This is a genomic window from Actinophytocola xinjiangensis (assembly GCF_001921215.1).
In the GTDB taxonomy this organism is placed as follows: Bacteria; Actinomycetota; Actinomycetes; order Mycobacteriales; family Pseudonocardiaceae; genus Actinophytocola; species Actinophytocola xinjiangensis.
In genome coordinates this window covers 103,811-119,800 of record NZ_MSIF01000020.1, presented here as the reverse complement: position 1 = coordinate 119,800, position 15,990 = coordinate 103,811, and the positions used below count along the sequence as shown (strand labels likewise).

Below are 15,990 nucleotides of genomic sequence, written 5' to 3'. Positions count from 1 at the left end.
CCGTGCCGCTGTACTCACTGGACGGGGTGGCCCCGTCGGTCCATCCCGGTGCCTTCGTCGCGCCGACCGCCACGCTCGTCGGCAACGTGATCGTCGAGGAGGGCGCCTCGGTCTGGTACAACGTCGTGCTCCGCGCCGACTACAGCGCCATCCACATCCGCGCCGGGGCCAACGTGCAGGACAACTCCGTGCTGCACGGCCCGCCCGACTCGCCGACCGACCTGGGCGAGGACGCCACCGTCGGCCACGGCTGTGTCGTGCACGGCGCGGTCGTCGGCGCACGCACGATCATCGGCAACGGCGCGGTCGTCATGGACGGCGCCCGGATCGGCAGCGGCTCGCTGGTCGCCGCGCACTCGATGGTCGCGGTCAACACCGAGATCCCCGACGGGGTGCTGGTCGCCGGCTCGCCGGCCACGGTGCGCCGGGAGATCGCCGGCACGCCCGTGGAGCAGATGTTGGCGATCCAGCCGGTGGCCTACCGCGAACTGGCCGTGCGGCACGCGCGGGGCGTCGCCCTGGTCGAGGGGTAGGACACGTGGAGTTCGAACTGGGCGAACAGGCCGAGGCCCTGCGCACGCGGCTGCGTGAGCTGCTGGCCGAGATGCTGCCCGAGAACTGGGCGGGCCCGTTCTCCGACGACGAGCGGGTCCGCGCGGTCGCCGACCGGGTCTGCCAGCGACTGGCGCGCGAGCGGCTGCTGACCATCGACTGGCCCGCCGAGTACGGCGGGGCCGGGGCCTCGGTGTGGGAGCAGACCGTGCTGCGCGAGGAGATGTGGGCCCACCTGGAGCCGCGCGGCGCCCAGTACATGGGCCTGAGCTGGGTCGGCCCGACGATCATGCGGTTCGGCACCGAGGAGCAGCGCCGCGAGCACCTGCCGCCGATCGCCGGCGGCCGGGTGGTGTGGTGTCAGGGTTTCAGCGAGCCGGAGGCCGGCAGCGACCTGGGCTCGCTGTCGTTGGGCGCCACCCGCGACGGCGACGGCTGGCTGTTGTCCGGCCAGAAGATCTGGACCTCCTACGCCCCGATCGCCGACTGGTGTTTCCTGGCCGCGCGGACCGCGCGCGCCGAGGGCGCGAAGACCCACGGCGTGACGATCTTCCTGGTGCCGATGGACCGCCCCGGCGTCACCGTCCGGCCGATCGACTCGATGCTCGGCGTGCTGCACCTCAACGAGCTGTACTTCGACGGCGCCAGGGTGACCGGCGCGGACGTGCTGGGAACCGTCGACCACGGCTGGGAGGTCATCAAGTTCGTCCTCGGCCACGAGCGCATCGGCATCCCCCGCTACGCCCGCGACGACCGGCTGCTGGCCGAGCTGTCCGGTCTCGACGGCGCCGGGGGCGGCGCGTTCGGCCTGGAACTGGTCCGCGCGCTGGTCCACGCCCGTCTCGCCCGGCTGCTCAGCTACCGCGCGGTGGCCCGCCGGGAGGCCGGCACGCTGACCGACCGGGAGGCCTCCACCGCGCGGATGGCCGCCATCCAGCTCGACCAGGAGGTGGCCTCGCTGGCGCTCAACGCGTTGGGGCCCAACGGGATCGCCCCCAGCGGCGGCGGCGAGCTGCTGGGCCACGCCGAGGACATCTACCGCTACGCCCGGTCGGCGACGATCGCCTCCGGGACCATCGAGATCCAGCGCATGCTCGTCGCACGCGCGCTCACCAGCGAGGAGACCACGTGAACCGGGCCTGGACCGCCACCGCCCAGGAGATGGCGGCGACGCTGCGGACCGCGCTGGCCGGGCTCGGCGGGGTCGACCTGGCGCGGGCCGCCGAGGCCGACCCGGCCGTGCGGGCCGCGCGCCTGGCCCCGGTGCTGGACTCGACCGGCGTGCTCGACCTGGACGCGTTCGGCGCCGACGGTGACGAGGCCGGCGCGGCCGTGCTGGCCGTGCGGGCGTGCGGCGCGGTGGTCGCGCCGTGGCCGGTGACCCGGGTGCTGGCCGTCCCCCCGGCGGCCCGCGCGGAGGTCGACGCGGTGTTCGTCGTGGACGGCACCCCGACCCACCTCGACCACGCCGACCTGGTCGGCCGTGCGGTGGCGGTGCCGGTGGCCGGTGACCGCGTGCACCGCGTGCGGGCGCTGGGCGGGCCCAAGCGGGCGCCGCTGGACCCGTTCCGGGTGGCCGTCGCGCTGGAGAGCCTGGTCGCGGCGCCGGTGCCCGGGGCACTCACCCGCGCCACGGTGCTCGACGCGTTCTGGACGGCCGGGGCGTTGGGGTCGGTGACCCGCCTGGCCGCCGGTTACGCCGCCGACCGCCGCCAGTTCGGCCGGCCGATCGCCTCGTTCGGCGAGATCCGGTGGCGTATCGCGGACATGGCCGTGGCCGCCGACGGTCTCGACGAGCTGTCCGCCTACACCTGGGACCTGGCGCGCCGGGGCCGGGCGACCCCGGCCGACGCGCTGGCACTGCGGGTGGCGACCCAGGACGCGGCGGATGTGGTGCTGCGCAACGGGCACCAGGTGTTCGGCGCGATCGGGCTGTGCGAGGAGCACGACCTCGCGGTGATCGACCGGCACCTCACGCCGGTGCTGCTGCGCCCGGCCGGCGCACAGCGGACCACCGAACTGCTGCTGGCGGAGGTGAACCGGCACGGGTTCGACGCGTTGTTCCCGGTGGCGCCCCGCGATGTCGGGTGATCGCCCTACACGACCGGCCGGCCAAGATCAATAACGTTCCGGCATGCCAACCATGTCCCGTGTGAAACGCCGGATCCTCGTCGCCGTCCTCGCCCTCGCCATCGCGCCGGTCGCGGGGGCGGCGGTGGTCGCGGCGGTGAGCGCCCCGGCCGACAGCGCCGTCACCGTCGCCTACTACCAGGGAAAGGCGCCGTGACCTGATCGCTCAGGACGTGCGGTGGCGCCGGCCGCCGTAGTCGTCCAGGATCCGTACCCGGCCGCCATGCGCGGCGACGTAGCGGGACGTGGCCTTGAGGTGGGCGCGGGTGACCCGCACCGCCTCGTCCGGATCGCCGGCCTCGATGGCCTGGCTGATCCGCTGATGGGCCCGCACCGCGTCGCGCCGCAGTTTGACGGCCGGGTATTTTCCTTCGTCCACCGCCGACTGCGCCCAGCTCAGCTCCTGGGTGTTCCAGATGCTCTCCAGGATCCCGGCGAGGATCTGCAGGGTTTCGTTTCCCGCGGCCATTACCAGGCGTTCGTGGAACTCCGAGGCCCGCGTGGTGAATGCGACACCGTCGTCGAGTTGTTCGGCCTCGGCCGCACTCAACGCGCCGAGTTCCCGGCCGACCGAGACGTGGTCGCGGCGGCGCGCGGCCAACTCGGCACACAACGGTTCGAGCAGATGTCGAGCGGTGGCCAGGTCTTCGAGCGTCGTGCCGCGCGAGTGGACCAGCAGTCCGACGTGGTAGGCGGCGGTGTCGGCCGTCGGGTGGGAGATCACCGTGCCGCCGCGCTTGCCGCGCCGCACGCTGAGCAGGCCCTCGGTCTCCAGAATGCGGAACGCCTCGCGCAGGCTCGGGCGGCTCGCCGGGAATTGTTCGAGCAGCACCGCTTCGGTGGGAAGTTCGGCACCGTCGGTGAGGTCTCCGTCGAGAATCCTCGCGCGCAGCTCCGAGGCGATCGCCTCGGCCACTGTCGGTGTGTTGAGTCGTCGTGGACCGTTTCGGATGGCCCCTGCCCCTCGCTCAGCCACGGCGGATCACAACGCCCCTTCGAATCATTTTGCCTGTGCGGTCCGGCTTGCTCGTGAATGCTAGCCCTTCACCGATACTACGGATCGACGGAGTAGATGCTCCCCGCCACCGCGCTGGCGGTGAGATTCGTTGCACTGTCCCGTGCGGTGACCCTTCCCCGGTCCAGGACCACGACGTCGTCGGCGATCCCGTTGAGCACCTCGTCGACGAGTTGCTCGACGAGCAGGATCGCCAGTCCTTCCGCGCGCAGGCCCTGGAGCAGGTCGAACACCTGGTCGACCACCACCGGGGCCAGTCCGGAGGACGGCTCGTCGACCAGCAGCACCCTCGGTCCGGCGGCCAGCGCGGTGGCGATCGCCAGCATCTGCTGCTGGCCGCCCGACAGCGCCCCGGCGCGTTCCTCGCGGCGTTGGGCGAGCATCGGGAACCGGTCGTAGAGGTCGGTCACCTCGCGTTCCCCTTTTCCGCGGCGGCTTCGGTGGCCGAGCAGAATATTCTCCCGCACGGTCAGTTCGCGGAACACGCGTTTGCCCTCCTGGACGATCGCCAGCCCACGCCGGGCGCGCTGCCACGGCGGCAGGGCGGTGACGTCCTCGCCGGCCAGCACCACCTGCCCGGCGGTGACCGGCAGCAGCCCGCAGATCCCGGACAGCAGGGTCGTCTTGCCGGCGCCGTTGCGCCCGACCAGCGCGGTGATCCGGCCGGGCAGCAGGTCGAGGGACGCGTCCCAGACGGCGACCAGGTCGCCGTGGGCCACGCGCAGACCACTGACCTCGAGTTCACTCACGGCAGACTCACCTCGTCGCTGTGTTGGCCGCGCCGGCCCAGGTAGGTGTCGATGACACGCTGGTCGGTGCGCACGACCTCGGGCGGGCCGCCGGCGATGACCGTGCCGAGTTCCATCACGAACACGTGGTCGGCGACGTCCATCACGAACGGCACGTTGTGCTCGACCAGCACGACCGTGCCGCCGGCGTCCCGGGTGGCCCGGATGAGCTGGCCCAGTTCCCGCAGGCCGTCGTCGTCCAGACCGGCGGCCGGTTCGTCGAGCAGCAGGACGTTGGGGCGCCCGGCGACCGAGCGGACCACCTCCAGCAGCCGGCGGGTTCCCAGCGGCAGCGCGCTGGCGTCGTCACTGGCGAGGTGTTCCAGGCCGGCGAAGGACAGCGCGGCCAGGGCGGCGGCCCGGTCCTCGCGGCGGATCCGGTAGAAGCCGGGCAGTCGCAGGACGGCCTGGGGGAAGCCGATTCCACGGTGGCGCAGGCGGCCGCACTCGACGACCTCCAGGACCGGCATGTGGTCGGGGACGATCGGGGTCTGGAAGGTGCGCCCGACACCGAGCCGGCTGACCTGGTGTGCGGGCAGGCCGGTGAGCGGGCGTCCGGCCAGTTCCACGTGTCCCTCGTCGGCGGGCAGCAGCCCGGAGACGATGTTGAGCAGGGTGGTCTTGCCGGCGCCGTTGGGTCCGATGACGGCGGTGACCGTACCCGGCTCGATCGTCATGTCCACTCCGGACAGTGCGGTCAGTCCGGCGAAACGCTTGCGTACACCGGAGACGACCAGCCGTTCGCCGGGGATGGTTAGCGCCGGCTGGTCTCCCGGTGGGGCCGGTGGGCCGGTGGCCCGCAGTCGCCGGGTGACCCGCCGGGCGATGCCGGCCAGGCCGCCGGAGAACACCGCGCCGACCACGAGCAGGAACACGCCGTAGATGGCGGTCGAGTACAGCTCGAAGGAATGCGCTTGCAGAGGGCCGAGAACGAGGATCGCCGCGCCGACCGGTGCGCCCCAGACGCTGTTCGCGCCGCCGACGACGGTCGCGGCGAGCACGGCGATGAGGACTTCCAGCGTGAACGCCTCCGGGCTGACGAACCCGGTGAGGTAGGTGTAGAGCACGCCGGCGAGCCCGGCGGGCAGCGCGCCGATGACGTAGGCCTGGATGCGCAGTTGGTACACCGATCCGCCCAGCGACCTGGCCAGCGTCGGGCCGGCGGCCAGCACGCGCAGGAACCGGCCGAAGCGGGAGACGATGAGGTTGCGGAAGACCAGCATCCACACCAGCGTCGCGGCGATCGCGGTGAGGTAGAGCCCGGTGGCGTCGAGTTCCTGGCCGAACAGGGTGGGGCTCATGATGCCGGACAGGCCCATCGAGCCGCCGGTCTCGCTCTCGAAGATGGTGACCAGGCCCGGGATCAGCAGGACGAAGAAGAACGAGACCAGCGCCAGCGACCACTTGCTCAGCCGCAGGCCAGGCAGCCCCGACACCAGCCCGGCCACCGCCGCGACCGCCACGGCGGCGCCGAAGGCCAGCAGGATGTCGGTGTGGCCGTGGTTGTAGAGGATCGCGCTGACGTAGGCGCCGGAGGCGAACACCGCGACCTGCCCGAGGGCGAGCTCACCGGCGTAGCCGAAGCTGAGGTTCAGGCCGCTGCAGATGAGCGTGTAGATGGCGACCAGGATGATCTGCCGCTGCCAGTAGTCGGCGAGCCCGAACTGGGGGAGCAGCGCGACGACGGCGAACCCGGTGAGGGCCAGTGCCGGGGTGCGGGCGAGGGATTTCATGATCAGACCACCCGGAGTGCGCGCCGGCCGAGCAGGCCGGTCGGTTTGAACACGAGCACCGCCAACAGCACGGCGAACAGGATCAGCGCGGCGAACTCGACCCCGAGGTACCGGTTGGTCACGGCCTGGACGAGCCCGACGAACAACCCGCCGACCAGGCACCCGGTGTAGCTGCCGAACCCGCCCAGCGCGAGCGCGACGAACCCGAAGACGGTCAGCGTGATGCCGCTGCCGACGTCCACACCGATCTTGGCGGCGGTGACCGGCCCGAGCAGGCCGGCGAGCCCGCCGGCCAGGGCGAAGGCGGTGGCGCGCAGGGCGGTGACGTTGATCCCCTTGGCCTTGGCGGCGTCCGGGTCGTCGTTGGCGGCCCGGCCCGCGATTCCCCACGAGGTCCGCCGCGAGACCAGGTGCAGGGACAACGCCGTGACCACGGCGAGTCCGAGCAGCCACAGGTCCACCGGTTCGAGCCGGCCGCCGAGGAGGGTGAAGGCGTCCCCGCCGCCGAAGAACGTCACGGACTTGGGGGTCTGGGCCCAGGTGGCGAGCAGGACGCCCTGGATGATCACCGAGGCGCCGACGGTGGTGACCAGTGCGCCGTGGCCGCCGTGCTTGCCGATGACCGGCCGGATGGCGACGGCCTCCTCGGCGAATCCGAGCAGCGCGCAGAACGCGGCGCCGGCGAGGGCGGCCGACCACCAGGGCAGGCCGAGTTCGACCATGGCGAACCAGGCGAGGAAGTTCCCGAGCACGACGAACTGTCCGTGCGCGAAGTTGAAGACCCCGCTCTGGGAGAGGGGCAGGTTGTAGCCGATGGCGACCAGGGCGTAGACCGCGCCAACCGCCAGTCCTGACCAGACGATCGTCACTTCGATGGCCCCTTCCCGCTCGTCGGGTGTGGCTCACGCTACCGAGCGGGATCTGGCAAATCAACTAAATGATATGACAATTCGCCCCGCCCGACTGGTTGGTCGGCTACGGTGTTGTCCATGAGACCGGGACGGGAGTGAGCGATGCACGACACCGCCCGCTGGCAGGGCCTGGTGCCCAGCGCCGAGCAGACCGAACTGACCACCTCCGCGAGGCGGCACTTCGCCACCCGCTTCCCCTTCGACCGCACCCTTTTCGACCGGCCCCGCCTGCCGGACTGGCCGGAGGTCCTCGCCGCCGGCTACCCGCTGGTCGGTGTCCCGGAGCCCGTCGGCGCCGGTTCGCTCGCCGACCTCGCGGCGTTGCTGGAGGAGGCGGGCCGGGCACTGCTCCCCGTCCCGCTGCTGGCGACCGCGGCCGCCGTCCAGACGGAACTGGCCGCCGGCCTGCCCGTGACCGAACGTTCGGTCGGTTCCCCGTCGGCCCTGGCCGTCGCCGTCGCCGGTCGCCACCTGCCCGTCCTGGACGGCGTGGCCGCCAGGGTCGTGGTCCTGCTCGTCCCCGCCGACGGCGGCACCACCCTGGTGAAGCTGACTCCCCTGGCCCGCGAGTCCCTCACCCACGTTGACCCCACCCGCCCCCTGGCGCTGGTCCCCCTCGACGGGACCCCCGCCGAGACCCACCACGTGGAGTCCACTGTGGAGGAGCTGCTCGGCCCCGCACGGGTGGCGGTCGCCGCCGACCTGGTCGGGACGGCGGCCGGCGCGCTGGACCTGGCCGTCCGGCACGCCCTGGACCGTGAGCAGTTCGGCCGACCCGTCGGCGCCTTCCAGGCCGTCAAGCACCGCCTGGCCAACGTCTACCTGGCCGTGGAACGCGCCAGGTCACTGACCGTCGCCGCCGCGCTGTCCGCCGCCCCGGCGGCCCCGGCGCGCGACGCCGACGCCGTGGTCCTGCCGTTGCTGGCGAAGGCGGCCGCCGCCGAGGCCGCGCTGGCCGCCACCGACGCCTTCGTCCAGGTACTCGGGGCCATGGGCGTCACCTTCGAGGCCGACGCCCACCTCTACTTCCGCCGCGCCCGCCAGACCGCCCCCTACCTCGGCACCCCCGACGAGTGCTACCGCCGCGCCGTGGCCCTGCGGGGCGGTGGCGCATGAGCGACGCCGTCGGCGAGTTCGCCGCCTTCATCGACGCCACCCTCCCCGCCGACCACGCCGAGCGCCTCGACCACTACCGCCACGACGACCGGCTCCGGGCCGACTACCAGGTCGCCGCGTTCGAGGCCGGGTGGCTGGTGCCCGAGTGGGAACCCGAACTCGGCGGCCACGGCCTGTCACCGCTGGACGCCCTCGCCGTGCGGATCGAGGGCGCCCGCCGGCAGACCCCGCGCACGCTCAACGTCCAGGGCGTCGGTGTCGTCGCACCGGCGCTGCGCCGGTTCGGCACCGCCGAGCAGCGGGAACGCCTGCTCGTGCCGGTCCTGCGCGGCGAGCAGTGGTGGGCGCTGGGCATGTCCGAACCCGGCTCGGGCTCCGACCTCGCCTCCCTGCGGACCACCGCCCGCCGCGACGGTGACGTGTTCGTCGTCAGCGGGCAGAAGATCTGGACGACCCAGGCCCACCAGTCACGCTGGTGCACCCTCTACGTCCGCACCGACCCCGACGCCCCGCGCCACGCCGGCATCTCCTGCCTGATCCTCGACCTGCACGCCCCCGGCGTGGACATCCGGCCCATCCGCCGCGCGGCCGAGTCGGTCGACGCGTTCTGCGAGGTCTTTCTCGACGACGTGCGGGTGCCGGCGGCCAACCTCCTTGGCCCCGAGGGTCAGGGCTGGCGGGTGGCGACCGAGAGCCTCGCCCACGAACGCGACATGATCTGGATCAACAACTGGGTCGACGTGGAACGCTCACTCGCCCCGGTCCTCGCCGGCGAACTCGCCCCCGACCTCGCCGCCCGCGCCGGGCGGCTGCTCGCCGACGCCGAAGCCCTGCGGTTCACCGGGCTGCGGACCGTCCTGCGCCGTACCGCCGGCGCGCCGGTGCCGGAGTTCTTCGTCCTCAAGCTCCTCGGCTCGGAGGCCGCCCAGGCCGCCGCCCAGCTCGCGCTCGACGTCCACGGCCTCACCAGCCCGGCGCTGTTCGACGACCTCGTCGAGTCGCTCGGCGCCACCATCTACGGCGGCACCTCGGAGATCCAGCGCGACCTGATCGGCGAGAAGGTCCTTGGCCTGCCCCGTGACCGGTGACCTCACGTGCCAGCGCGCACCACCGCGGACAGCACGAACTCGGTCAGCTCGTCGACCAGGGCCGTGCGGGAGCGGCGGTCGGTGGCCCGGAACCAGTTGGGGACGTAGGCGAGCACCCCGACGGTCGTGTGCAGGGCCATCGTCACGTTGAGCTTGCGGAACTCGCCCGACCGGATGCCGCTGTTGAGGAGCTTGCGGGTGAACTTCTCGTACCGGTCGACGCGTTCGCGCAGGCTGGCGACCTGGTCGGCGGGCAGGTGCCGGCCGATCCACGGGATCTCCTGGAAGAACACCACCAGCTCGTCCTGCTTGGTCGACACGTGTTCGACCTGCAGGCGCAGGAACTCCCGCAGCCGGTCGGTGGCCGTGCCCTCGGCCGGGACCTGGCCGATCAGGTCGAGCGTCGCGTCGAGCTGGTCGGAGAGCAGCTCGTAGAGGATCGTGCTCTTGGACGGGTAGTAGTGGTACAGCGTGCCCTTGTTCAGCCCCACCTCGTCGGCGATGCGGTCCATGGTCGCTGAGTCGTACCCGTGCTCGCGCATCAGGCGAGCGGCGGTGGCGCGTACTTCAGCGCGCTTGGATGGCCGGGGCAACTGGTGTCCTTCCGTTTGGTGACGCGAAGATGATAGGGCACACCGTGACCAACCGGACGGTTGACTACCTTCGCCGGCCCGCCTACCGTCCCAACCGGAGCGACACACCGGTGAGGAGACCGACTGGTGAAAGCCGAACACCTCGAATTCCTCGGCGAGTTACGCGCCTACCTCGACGCCCTCGACCCGGATCTGGTCGCGGCGACCCGCGCCGAACACATCGCCGACGCGATGCAGCCGCGCGTCAACGGCCGCCGTTTCCTCGCCCGCCTCGGCGCCGACGGCTGGCTCGGCGTGTCCTGGCCGGCCGAGTACGGCGGGCAGGGCCGGGGCCCGGTCGAGCAGTGGCTGTTCGCCGAGGAACTGTGCGACCGCCGCCTGCCCAACGGCCTGCTCACCCTCAACGCGATCGGCCCGACGCTGATGGCCGTGGGCACCGACGAGCAGAAGGCCGAGTTCCTGCCGCGCATCATCGCCGGCGAGCTGGAGTTCGCGATCGGCTACAGCGAACCCGACGCCGGCAGCGACCTCGCCGCCCTGCGCACCCGCGCGAGGCCCGACGGCGACGCGTACGTGATCGACGGCCAGAAGATCTGGACCACCGGCGCGACCGTCGCGACCCACCTGTGGCTGGCCGCCCGCACCGGCGAGCAGGCCGACCGCCACCGGGGCATCAGCATGTTCATCCTCCCGATGGACGCCCCCGGCATCGAGATCACCCCGATCCTCACCCAGGGCGGCGAACAGACCAACACGGTGTTCCTCGACAACGTCCGCGTTCCGGCCGGCGCGCGGATCGGCGCCGAGAACGAGGGCTGGCGGGTGCTCACCACGGCCCTGAACTACGAGCGGATGTTCTACCACAACGAGCCCCGCTGGGAGCTGCGCCAACTCCGTGACTGGGCGGCGTCGGCCGGCCTGCTCGACGATCCCGTCGTGGCCGAGACGATGGGCGAGCTGGCGGTGGACGTCGAGATCTGCCGGCTGTTCGCCCAACGCGGCGCCCAGATGCTCGCCGACGGCCAGGTCCCCTACGCCGAGGCGTCGGCGAACAAGGTCTGGTGGAGCGAGCTGCGGCAACGGATCTGCGACACCGGCCTGGACCTGATCGGCGAGGCCGGCACGGTCGCCGGCCCGACCGGGCCAGCCCACGGACACCTCGAACACGGTCTGCGGTCCTCGCCGGTGTGGCGCTTCGGCGGCGGCACCAACGAGATCCAGCTCGACATCATCGCCCAACGCGGCCTGGGAATGCCCCGATGACCGCCGACGCGCTGCTGGCGCAGGCGGTGCGCGGCTGGCTGGCCGACTTCGTCGACAACACCTACCTCAACGCCCAGGAGGCCTCGGCGGACGGGTACGAGAGCACGCGCTGGGACCAGCTGCGCGATCTCGGCTGGCACGCCGTCACCATCCCCGACCACCTCGGCGGCGGCGACGCCACCCTCGCCGAGGCGTGCGTCGTGGCGCGGGAGATCGGTCGAGCGGCCTACGCCTCGCCGCTGCTGGCGACGATGCGCGCCACCGTCGTGGCTTCCGGTGGTGCCGGGTACTTCGATGCCCTGGTGGCGCGGATCGCCGCCGGGGCGCCGGCCACGCTGGTCGCTCCGCCGGACCGCACCGTGACCGCGACGCCGGTCGCCGGTGGGTTCCGGTTGGCCGGGGAGCCGGTCGTCGTGGAATGGGCGGAGGTGGCGACCGAGGTCGTCCTGCTTGTTCCCGCCGGTGGGGACTGGGTCGTCGGGGTGCTGGGACGGGACGCGCTGGACGGTCGGGTGAGCGCCGTGCCCAGCGTGGACAACGAGCGGATCGCCCGGGTGGCGCTTCACGGGGCGGTCGTCCGGGAGGCGGTGACCGTCCCCGCGAGCGCGGCGCGACTGGCCTTGGCCGGGGCGAACCTGTTGCGGGCCAGCCTGATGGTGGGCGGGTGCGCCGACGTGCTGGAGCGGACCGCCCGCTACGCCACCGAACGCGTCCAGTTCGGCCGGCCCATCGGGGGTTTCCAGGCGGTCCGCCACCACCTGGCCCGGATGGTGATCGCGACCGACGCGGCGCGGTTGATGGTCGACGACGCGCTGGAGCGGCTGGCCGAGCCGGCGGTCGCGGAGGTCGCGTCGTTCACCGCCGCCCGGTCCTATGTGGAGCTGGTGCTCACCTCGGCCCAGGTGCACGGCGCCGTCGGCACCACGACCGAACACGTGTTGCACCACCATTTCCGCCGGGCCAAGGCCATGCGGTCGCGGACCGGGACGCGGGCGCTGCGCCTGCGTGAACTGCACGATGCCCTGGTCGTTCACGGCGAAGCCAGTCAGTGGTGAGGAAACGGTGATCATGACGGAACCAGTGATCGTGGCGGCCGCGCGGACGCCGATCGGGCGGCGCGGCGGCGTGCTCGCCGGGTTGCACGCCTCGAAGCTGCTCGGGGCGGCCCAGCGGGCGGTCGTCGACCGCGCGGGGGTCGCGGCCGACCGGGTCGAGCAGGTCATCGGGGGCTGTGTGACCCAGGCGGGGGAGCAGAGCTCGAACATCACCCGCACCGCGTGGCTGGCCGCCGGCCTGCCGCACACCACGGGGGCGACGACCGTCGACTGCCAGTGCGGCTCCGGCCAGCAGGCCAACCACCTGATCGCCGGGCTCATCGCCGGCGGCGCCATCGACGTCGGGATCGCCTGTGGTGTCGAGGCGATGTCGCGGGTACCGCTCGGGGCGAACCTGGCGGGGGCCGGCACGCCCCGCGACGAGGACTGGACGATCGACCTGCCCGACCAGTTCGTCGCCGCGGAACGGATCGCGGCCCGGCGGGGGCTCGGGCGGGCGGACGTGGACGCGTTCGGGGTGCGTTCGCAGCACAACGCGCGGCGGGCCTGGGACGAGGGGCGTTACGACCGCGAGACGGTTCCGGTCGAGGTCGGGGGGTCGGTCGTGACCAGGGACCAGGGACTGCGGCCCACCACGCTGGACGGGCTCGCGGCCCTGTCCCCGGTCGTCCCCGGCGGCGTGCACACCGCCGGCACCTCCTCCCAGATCTCCGACGGCGCCGCGGCGCTGCTCTGGATGTCCCGCTCGCACGCCGAGGCCGACGGACTGCGGCCCCGCGCCCGGATCAGGGCGATGGCCCTGGTGGGCGCCGAGCCGTACTACCACCTCGACGGGCCGGTGAACGCGACCGACGCGGTGCTGCGCAAGGCCGGGATGAGCCTGTCCGACATCGACCTGTTCGAGGTCAACGAGGCGTTCGCCGCCGTGGCGCTGTCCTGGGCGCGGGTCCACGAACCCGACCCGGACACCGTCAACGTCAACGGCGGCGCGATCGCGCTGGGCCACCCCGTCGGGTGCAGCGGCAGCCGGCTGCTGACCACCGCCCTGCACGAACTGGAACGCCGGGACGCCCAGTTCGCGCTGATCACCATGTGCGCCGGCGGCGCGCTGGCGACCGGGACCATCCTGGAACGGCTCTGACCCGGTGCTCCCGGGGTCACCAGGTCGGGAAGACCACCGTCGCGGTGGCGGGCAGGAGGACCTCGTCGCGGGAGTTGGTGATCGCCAGGGCGAGGTCGACGGCCGTGGGTCGGGCCGCGGTGACCGTGCCGGTGCAGTGCAGGGTGTCGCCGGCGTAGGCGGACCCCCGGTGCTGGAAGGTGAGGCGGTGCAGCCGGCCGGTGGGTCCGGCCCAGTCGAGCACGGCCCTGGTCAGGATCGCGGCCTGGAGCGGGCCGTGGATCACCAGGTCGGGATGGCCCTCGACGTCCACCGCCCACGGCCGGTCGTAGTGGATGCGGTGGGCGTTGTGGGTGGCGGCGCTGAAGGCGAACAGCTGTGTGGGGGTGGGGGTGACGGTCAGGGCCGGGATCGGGTCACCGGGGGGGGGGGGGGGGCGCATCGGCGGTCCTTCAGGGGAGGGCGATGAGGGTGTCGGTGATCTCGGCGACCAGGGTGTCGTCGTCGGTGGTGTAGGTGGTGTGGGTGGTCACCAGCAGGAACGGGCCGGAGCGGCCGGTCTTGGGGGTGATCGCGGTGAGGGTCGTGGTGGCGGTGATGGCCGTGCCGTCGTGGACGGGGTGGTGGAAGACGGCGTCCTGGCCGCCGGCCATCCGGCGCGGGTAGCCGTCGAGGGGCAGGGCGGGCCGGTCGGGGGTGCCGTCGGGGCGCAGTTGGTCCAGGGTCGGCACGCCCAGGGGCGCGTACTGGACGTACAGGGGCGGGGCGAGAACGTCGGGGTGGCCGTTGGCCCGCGCGTGGTCGGGGTCGAAGTAGAGCGGGTTGAGGTCGTTCACGGCGGCCGCCCAGCGCTGGAAGTCGCGGGCGGTCACGGTGCCTCGGGTTCGGTTCAGGACGGTGCCGATCAAGGGAACTCCTCACGTAACCGACCGTTCGGTTGAGAACAACCGTAGATTTAATCATCTATATGATACAGTCCGATGACGTCTCGGCCGGATCGAGGAGAGATCAATGCGGACCTCTACCGTCAGCGGAGTCTTCGAGCAACGGGTGCGTCAGGCGCCGGACGATCCGTTCTTCCACTGTGGTGCCACGACGGATCCGTGGGTGACGCCCCGGCAGCTCGACGAGCGGTCCGCCCGCCTCGCCGGCGGTCTCGCGGGGCTCGGCGTCGGGCGCGGCGACCGGGTGGCCCTGCTGGCCCCCAATCGCGTCGAGGTGATGGAGGCCTTCCTGGCGCTGGTCCGCCTCGGCGCCATCCAGGTCCCGCTCAACTACTGGATCCGGGGCGAGTTCCTGCGCTACCAGCTCGACGACTGCGGCGCCCGGGTACTGATCACCGACCGGGCCGGTCTGGAGACCGCCGCCCCACTGCTGGCCGGCACCGGCATCGAACGGGTCGTGCTGCTCGACGGCGAACCACCGGCCGGCGGCGTGGCCTACGAGGACCTGTGCGCCGCCGACCCGGTCGACCCGGTCGACGCCGCGCCGGGCGACCTGGTGTCGATCGTCTACACCTCGGGAACCACGTCCAAGCCCAAGGGCTGCATGCTCAGCAACGGCTACTACGTCAGGATCGCCGAGGCCTACGGGCTCGACGACTGGGTCGTCCCCGGTGACCGTCTGTGCACGCCGTTCCCGCTGTTCCACTCCGCCGGGCAGATCATCGGTGTGATGACCGCGCTGGTGCACGGGATCTCGCTGGTGGTCACCCCGGAGTTCCACGCGTCCACGTTCATGGCCCACGCCGCCGAACTCGACGCCACGATGCTGGTCGGCATCGGCGCGTTCGCCAACGCCATCCTCGACCAGCCGGTCCGCCCGACCGACGGCGAGCACCCGTTCCGGCTGGCCATCTGGACCCCGTTACCCGTGGACCGCCAGCAGGAGTTCGAGGAACGCTTCGGCACCCCGGTCATGTCCGAGGGCTTCGGCCAGACCGAGAGCCTGCTGATCACCCGCAGCCCGGTCACCGGCCGCCGCGACCGGGCCACCTGTGGCCGGCCATCGCCGCTCTACGAGGTGCGGATCGTCGACGAGGACGACGCCCCCCTGCCGGTAGGCACTCCGGGTGAGATCGTCGTCCGGCCGAGGGACCCCTACACGATGTACAGCGGGTACTGGAACAAGCCGGCGGAGACGATCGAGGCGTGGCGCAACCTGTGGCACCACACCGGCGACTTCGGGCAGGTGGACGAGGACGGGTTCCTCACCTTCGTCGACCGGATGAAGGACCGCCTGCGCCGGCGCGGCGAGAACGTCTCCTCGATGTACCTGGAGGACGTGCTGCGCGGCCTGCCGGGCGTGGCCGACGTCGCGGTGTGCGCGGTCCCCGGCCGGATGGGTGATGACGACATCAAGGCGTGCGTGGTCCAGGACGAGCCGGGTGCGCTGGACCCGCGCACGGTGTTCGAGTACCTGCGCGACCGGGTCGCCTACTTCGCGATCCCGAGGTACGTGCACCTGCACGAGACGCTGCCGACCAACGCGTTGCGGCGGGTGATGAAGAACGCGCTGCGTGACGAGGGTGTGCCGGCCGACTGCTGGGACCTGGAGGCGCTGGGCCTGGTCGTGCCGCGCGACGAACGGCGCGGGACGGCCCCCGCACTGCCCGGCCGGCACTGAG

General features: G+C 72.4%; 17 protein-coding genes. 10 read left to right on the top strand and 7 right to left on the bottom strand.

The window, feature by feature from the left end; all coding sequences use genetic code 11:
* The first annotated feature begins 2 nt into the window (after positions 1-2).
* Genes BLA60_RS30970 through BLA60_RS43790 form a run of 4 tightly spaced genes read left to right on the top strand, consistent with a single transcriptional unit; the run spans position 3 to position 2,839 of the window.
* Positions 3-533, top strand: a complete 531-nt coding sequence (locus tag BLA60_RS30970) for a gamma carbonic anhydrase family protein (protein WP_075136566.1) — start codon at positions 3-5, stop codon at positions 531-533.
* Between the two features lie 5 nt (positions 534-538).
* Complete coding sequence (locus BLA60_RS30965) at positions 539-1,684, top strand: acyl-CoA dehydrogenase family protein (protein ID WP_075136565.1); 1,146 nt, start codon at positions 539-541, stop codon at positions 1,682-1,684.
* A complete protein-coding gene (locus tag BLA60_RS30960; protein ID WP_075136564.1) occupies positions 1,681-2,643 on the top strand; it encodes an acyl-CoA dehydrogenase family protein in 963 nt (320 codons plus the stop codon). The genes BLA60_RS30965 and BLA60_RS30960 overlap by 4 nt, the downstream gene beginning before the upstream one ends.
* Positions 2,644-2,686: 43 nt before the next feature.
* A complete protein-coding gene (locus BLA60_RS43790; protein ID WP_154814743.1) occupies positions 2,687-2,839 on the top strand; it encodes a hypothetical protein in 153 nt (50 codons plus the stop codon).
* 9 nt (positions 2,840-2,848) lie between these two features.
* Here the strand turns inward: BLA60_RS43790 and BLA60_RS30955 are convergent, their stop codons facing one another.
* The 4 genes from BLA60_RS30955 to BLA60_RS30940 all read right to left on the bottom strand — a co-directional run bounded on the left by BLA60_RS30955 (position 2,849) and on the right by BLA60_RS30940 (position 7,087).
* Positions 2,849-3,598, bottom strand: a complete 750-nt coding sequence (locus tag BLA60_RS30955; protein WP_162293035.1) for a FadR/GntR family transcriptional regulator — start codon at positions 3,596-3,598, stop codon at positions 2,849-2,851.
* Positions 3,599-3,735: 137 nt separating this feature from the next.
* Positions 3,736-4,446, bottom strand: a complete 711-nt coding sequence (locus tag BLA60_RS30950; RefSeq protein ID WP_075136562.1) for an ABC transporter ATP-binding protein — start codon at positions 4,444-4,446, stop codon at positions 3,736-3,738.
* Positions 4,443-6,218: a branched-chain amino acid ABC transporter ATP-binding protein/permease gene (locus BLA60_RS30945; RefSeq protein ID WP_075136561.1), complete on the bottom strand. Its 1,776-nt coding sequence runs from the start codon at positions 6,216-6,218 to the stop codon at positions 4,443-4,445. The genes BLA60_RS30950 and BLA60_RS30945 overlap by 4 nt, the downstream gene beginning before the upstream one ends.
* Positions 6,219-6,220: 2 nt before the next feature.
* Positions 6,221-7,087, bottom strand: a complete 867-nt coding sequence (locus BLA60_RS30940; RefSeq protein ID WP_075136560.1) for a branched-chain amino acid ABC transporter permease — start codon at positions 7,085-7,087, stop codon at positions 6,221-6,223.
* Positions 7,088-7,231: 144 nt separating this feature from the next.
* On the opposite strand from BLA60_RS30940, the gene BLA60_RS30935 reads away from it, so the two are divergent.
* Both BLA60_RS30935 and BLA60_RS30930 read left to right on the top strand, forming a co-directional pair.
* Complete coding sequence (locus BLA60_RS30935) at positions 7,232-8,245, top strand: acyl-CoA dehydrogenase family protein (protein WP_075136559.1); 1,014 nt, start codon at positions 7,232-7,234, stop codon at positions 8,243-8,245.
* Positions 8,242-9,333 (top strand): acyl-CoA dehydrogenase family protein, encoded by a 1,092-nt coding sequence (locus BLA60_RS30930; RefSeq protein ID WP_075136558.1) that lies wholly within the window; start codon positions 8,242-8,244, stop codon positions 9,331-9,333. Before BLA60_RS30935 ends, BLA60_RS30930 begins: the two co-directional genes overlap by 4 nt.
* Positions 9,334-9,335: 2 nt before the next feature.
* Here BLA60_RS30930 and BLA60_RS30925 read toward each other — a convergent pair whose 3' ends face one another.
* Positions 9,336-10,034, bottom strand: coding sequence for a TetR/AcrR family transcriptional regulator (locus BLA60_RS30925; protein WP_281257491.1), 699 nt, complete (start codon positions 10,032-10,034; stop codon positions 9,336-9,338).
* Between the two features lie 18 nt (positions 10,035-10,052).
* On the opposite strand from BLA60_RS30925, the gene BLA60_RS30920 reads away from it, so the two are divergent.
* Genes BLA60_RS30920 through BLA60_RS30910 form a run of 3 tightly spaced genes read left to right on the top strand, consistent with a single transcriptional unit; the run spans position 10,053 to position 13,385 of the window.
* A complete protein-coding gene (locus BLA60_RS30920) occupies positions 10,053-11,189 on the top strand; it encodes an acyl-CoA dehydrogenase family protein (RefSeq protein WP_084735448.1) in 1,137 nt (378 codons plus the stop codon).
* Positions 11,186-12,244, top strand: a complete 1,059-nt coding sequence (locus tag BLA60_RS30915; RefSeq protein ID WP_075136555.1) for an acyl-CoA dehydrogenase family protein — start codon at positions 11,186-11,188, stop codon at positions 12,242-12,244. Before BLA60_RS30920 ends, BLA60_RS30915 begins: the two co-directional genes overlap by 4 nt.
* A gap of 13 nt (positions 12,245-12,257) precedes the next feature.
* Complete coding sequence (locus BLA60_RS30910) at positions 12,258-13,385, top strand: steroid 3-ketoacyl-CoA thiolase (RefSeq protein ID WP_075136605.1); 1,128 nt, start codon at positions 12,258-12,260, stop codon at positions 13,383-13,385.
* 16 nt (positions 13,386-13,401) lie between these two features.
* Here BLA60_RS30910 and BLA60_RS30905 read toward each other — a convergent pair whose 3' ends face one another.
* A complete protein-coding gene (locus BLA60_RS30905; RefSeq protein WP_075136554.1) occupies positions 13,402-13,806 on the bottom strand; it encodes a hotdog family protein in 405 nt (134 codons plus the stop codon).
* Between the two features lie 10 nt (positions 13,807-13,816).
* A complete protein-coding gene (locus BLA60_RS30900) occupies positions 13,817-14,272 on the bottom strand; it encodes an FAS1-like dehydratase domain-containing protein (protein WP_075136553.1) in 456 nt (151 codons plus the stop codon).
* 103 nt (positions 14,273-14,375) lie between these two features.
* Between BLA60_RS30900 and BLA60_RS30895 the strand changes: the two genes are divergently transcribed.
* A complete protein-coding gene (locus BLA60_RS30895) occupies positions 14,376-15,989 on the top strand; it encodes an AMP-binding protein (RefSeq protein ID WP_075136552.1) in 1,614 nt (537 codons plus the stop codon).
* Position 15,990: the final 1 nt, after the last annotated feature.

Excerpts from the sequence above, each read along its gene's own strand:
- BLA60_RS43790 (WP_154814743.1), top strand. The coding sequence starts at position 2,687 with ATGCCAACCATGTCCCGTGTGAAACGCCGGATCCTCGTCGCCGTCCTC.
- BLA60_RS30945 (WP_075136561.1), bottom strand. The coding sequence starts at position 6,218 with ATGAAATCCCTCGCCCGCACCCCGGCACTGGCCCTCACCGGGTTCGCC.
- BLA60_RS30935 (WP_075136559.1), top strand. The coding sequence starts at position 7,232 with ATGCACGACACCGCCCGCTGGCAGGGCCTGGTGCCCAGCGCCGAGCAG.
- BLA60_RS30930 (WP_075136558.1), top strand. The coding sequence starts at position 8,242 with ATGAGCGACGCCGTCGGCGAGTTCGCCGCCTTCATCGACGCCACCCTC.
- BLA60_RS30915 (WP_075136555.1), top strand. The coding sequence starts at position 11,186 with ATGACCGCCGACGCGCTGCTGGCGCAGGCGGTGCGCGGCTGGCTGGCC.
- BLA60_RS30910 (WP_075136605.1), top strand. The coding sequence starts at position 12,258 with ATGACGGAACCAGTGATCGTGGCGGCCGCGCGGACGCCGATCGGGCGG.
- BLA60_RS30905 (WP_075136554.1), bottom strand. The coding sequence starts at position 13,806 with ATGCGCCCCCCCCCCCCCCCCGGTGACCCGATCCCGGCCCTGACCGTC.
- BLA60_RS30895 (WP_075136552.1), top strand. The coding sequence starts at position 14,376 with ATGCGGACCTCTACCGTCAGCGGAGTCTTCGAGCAACGGGTGCGTCAG.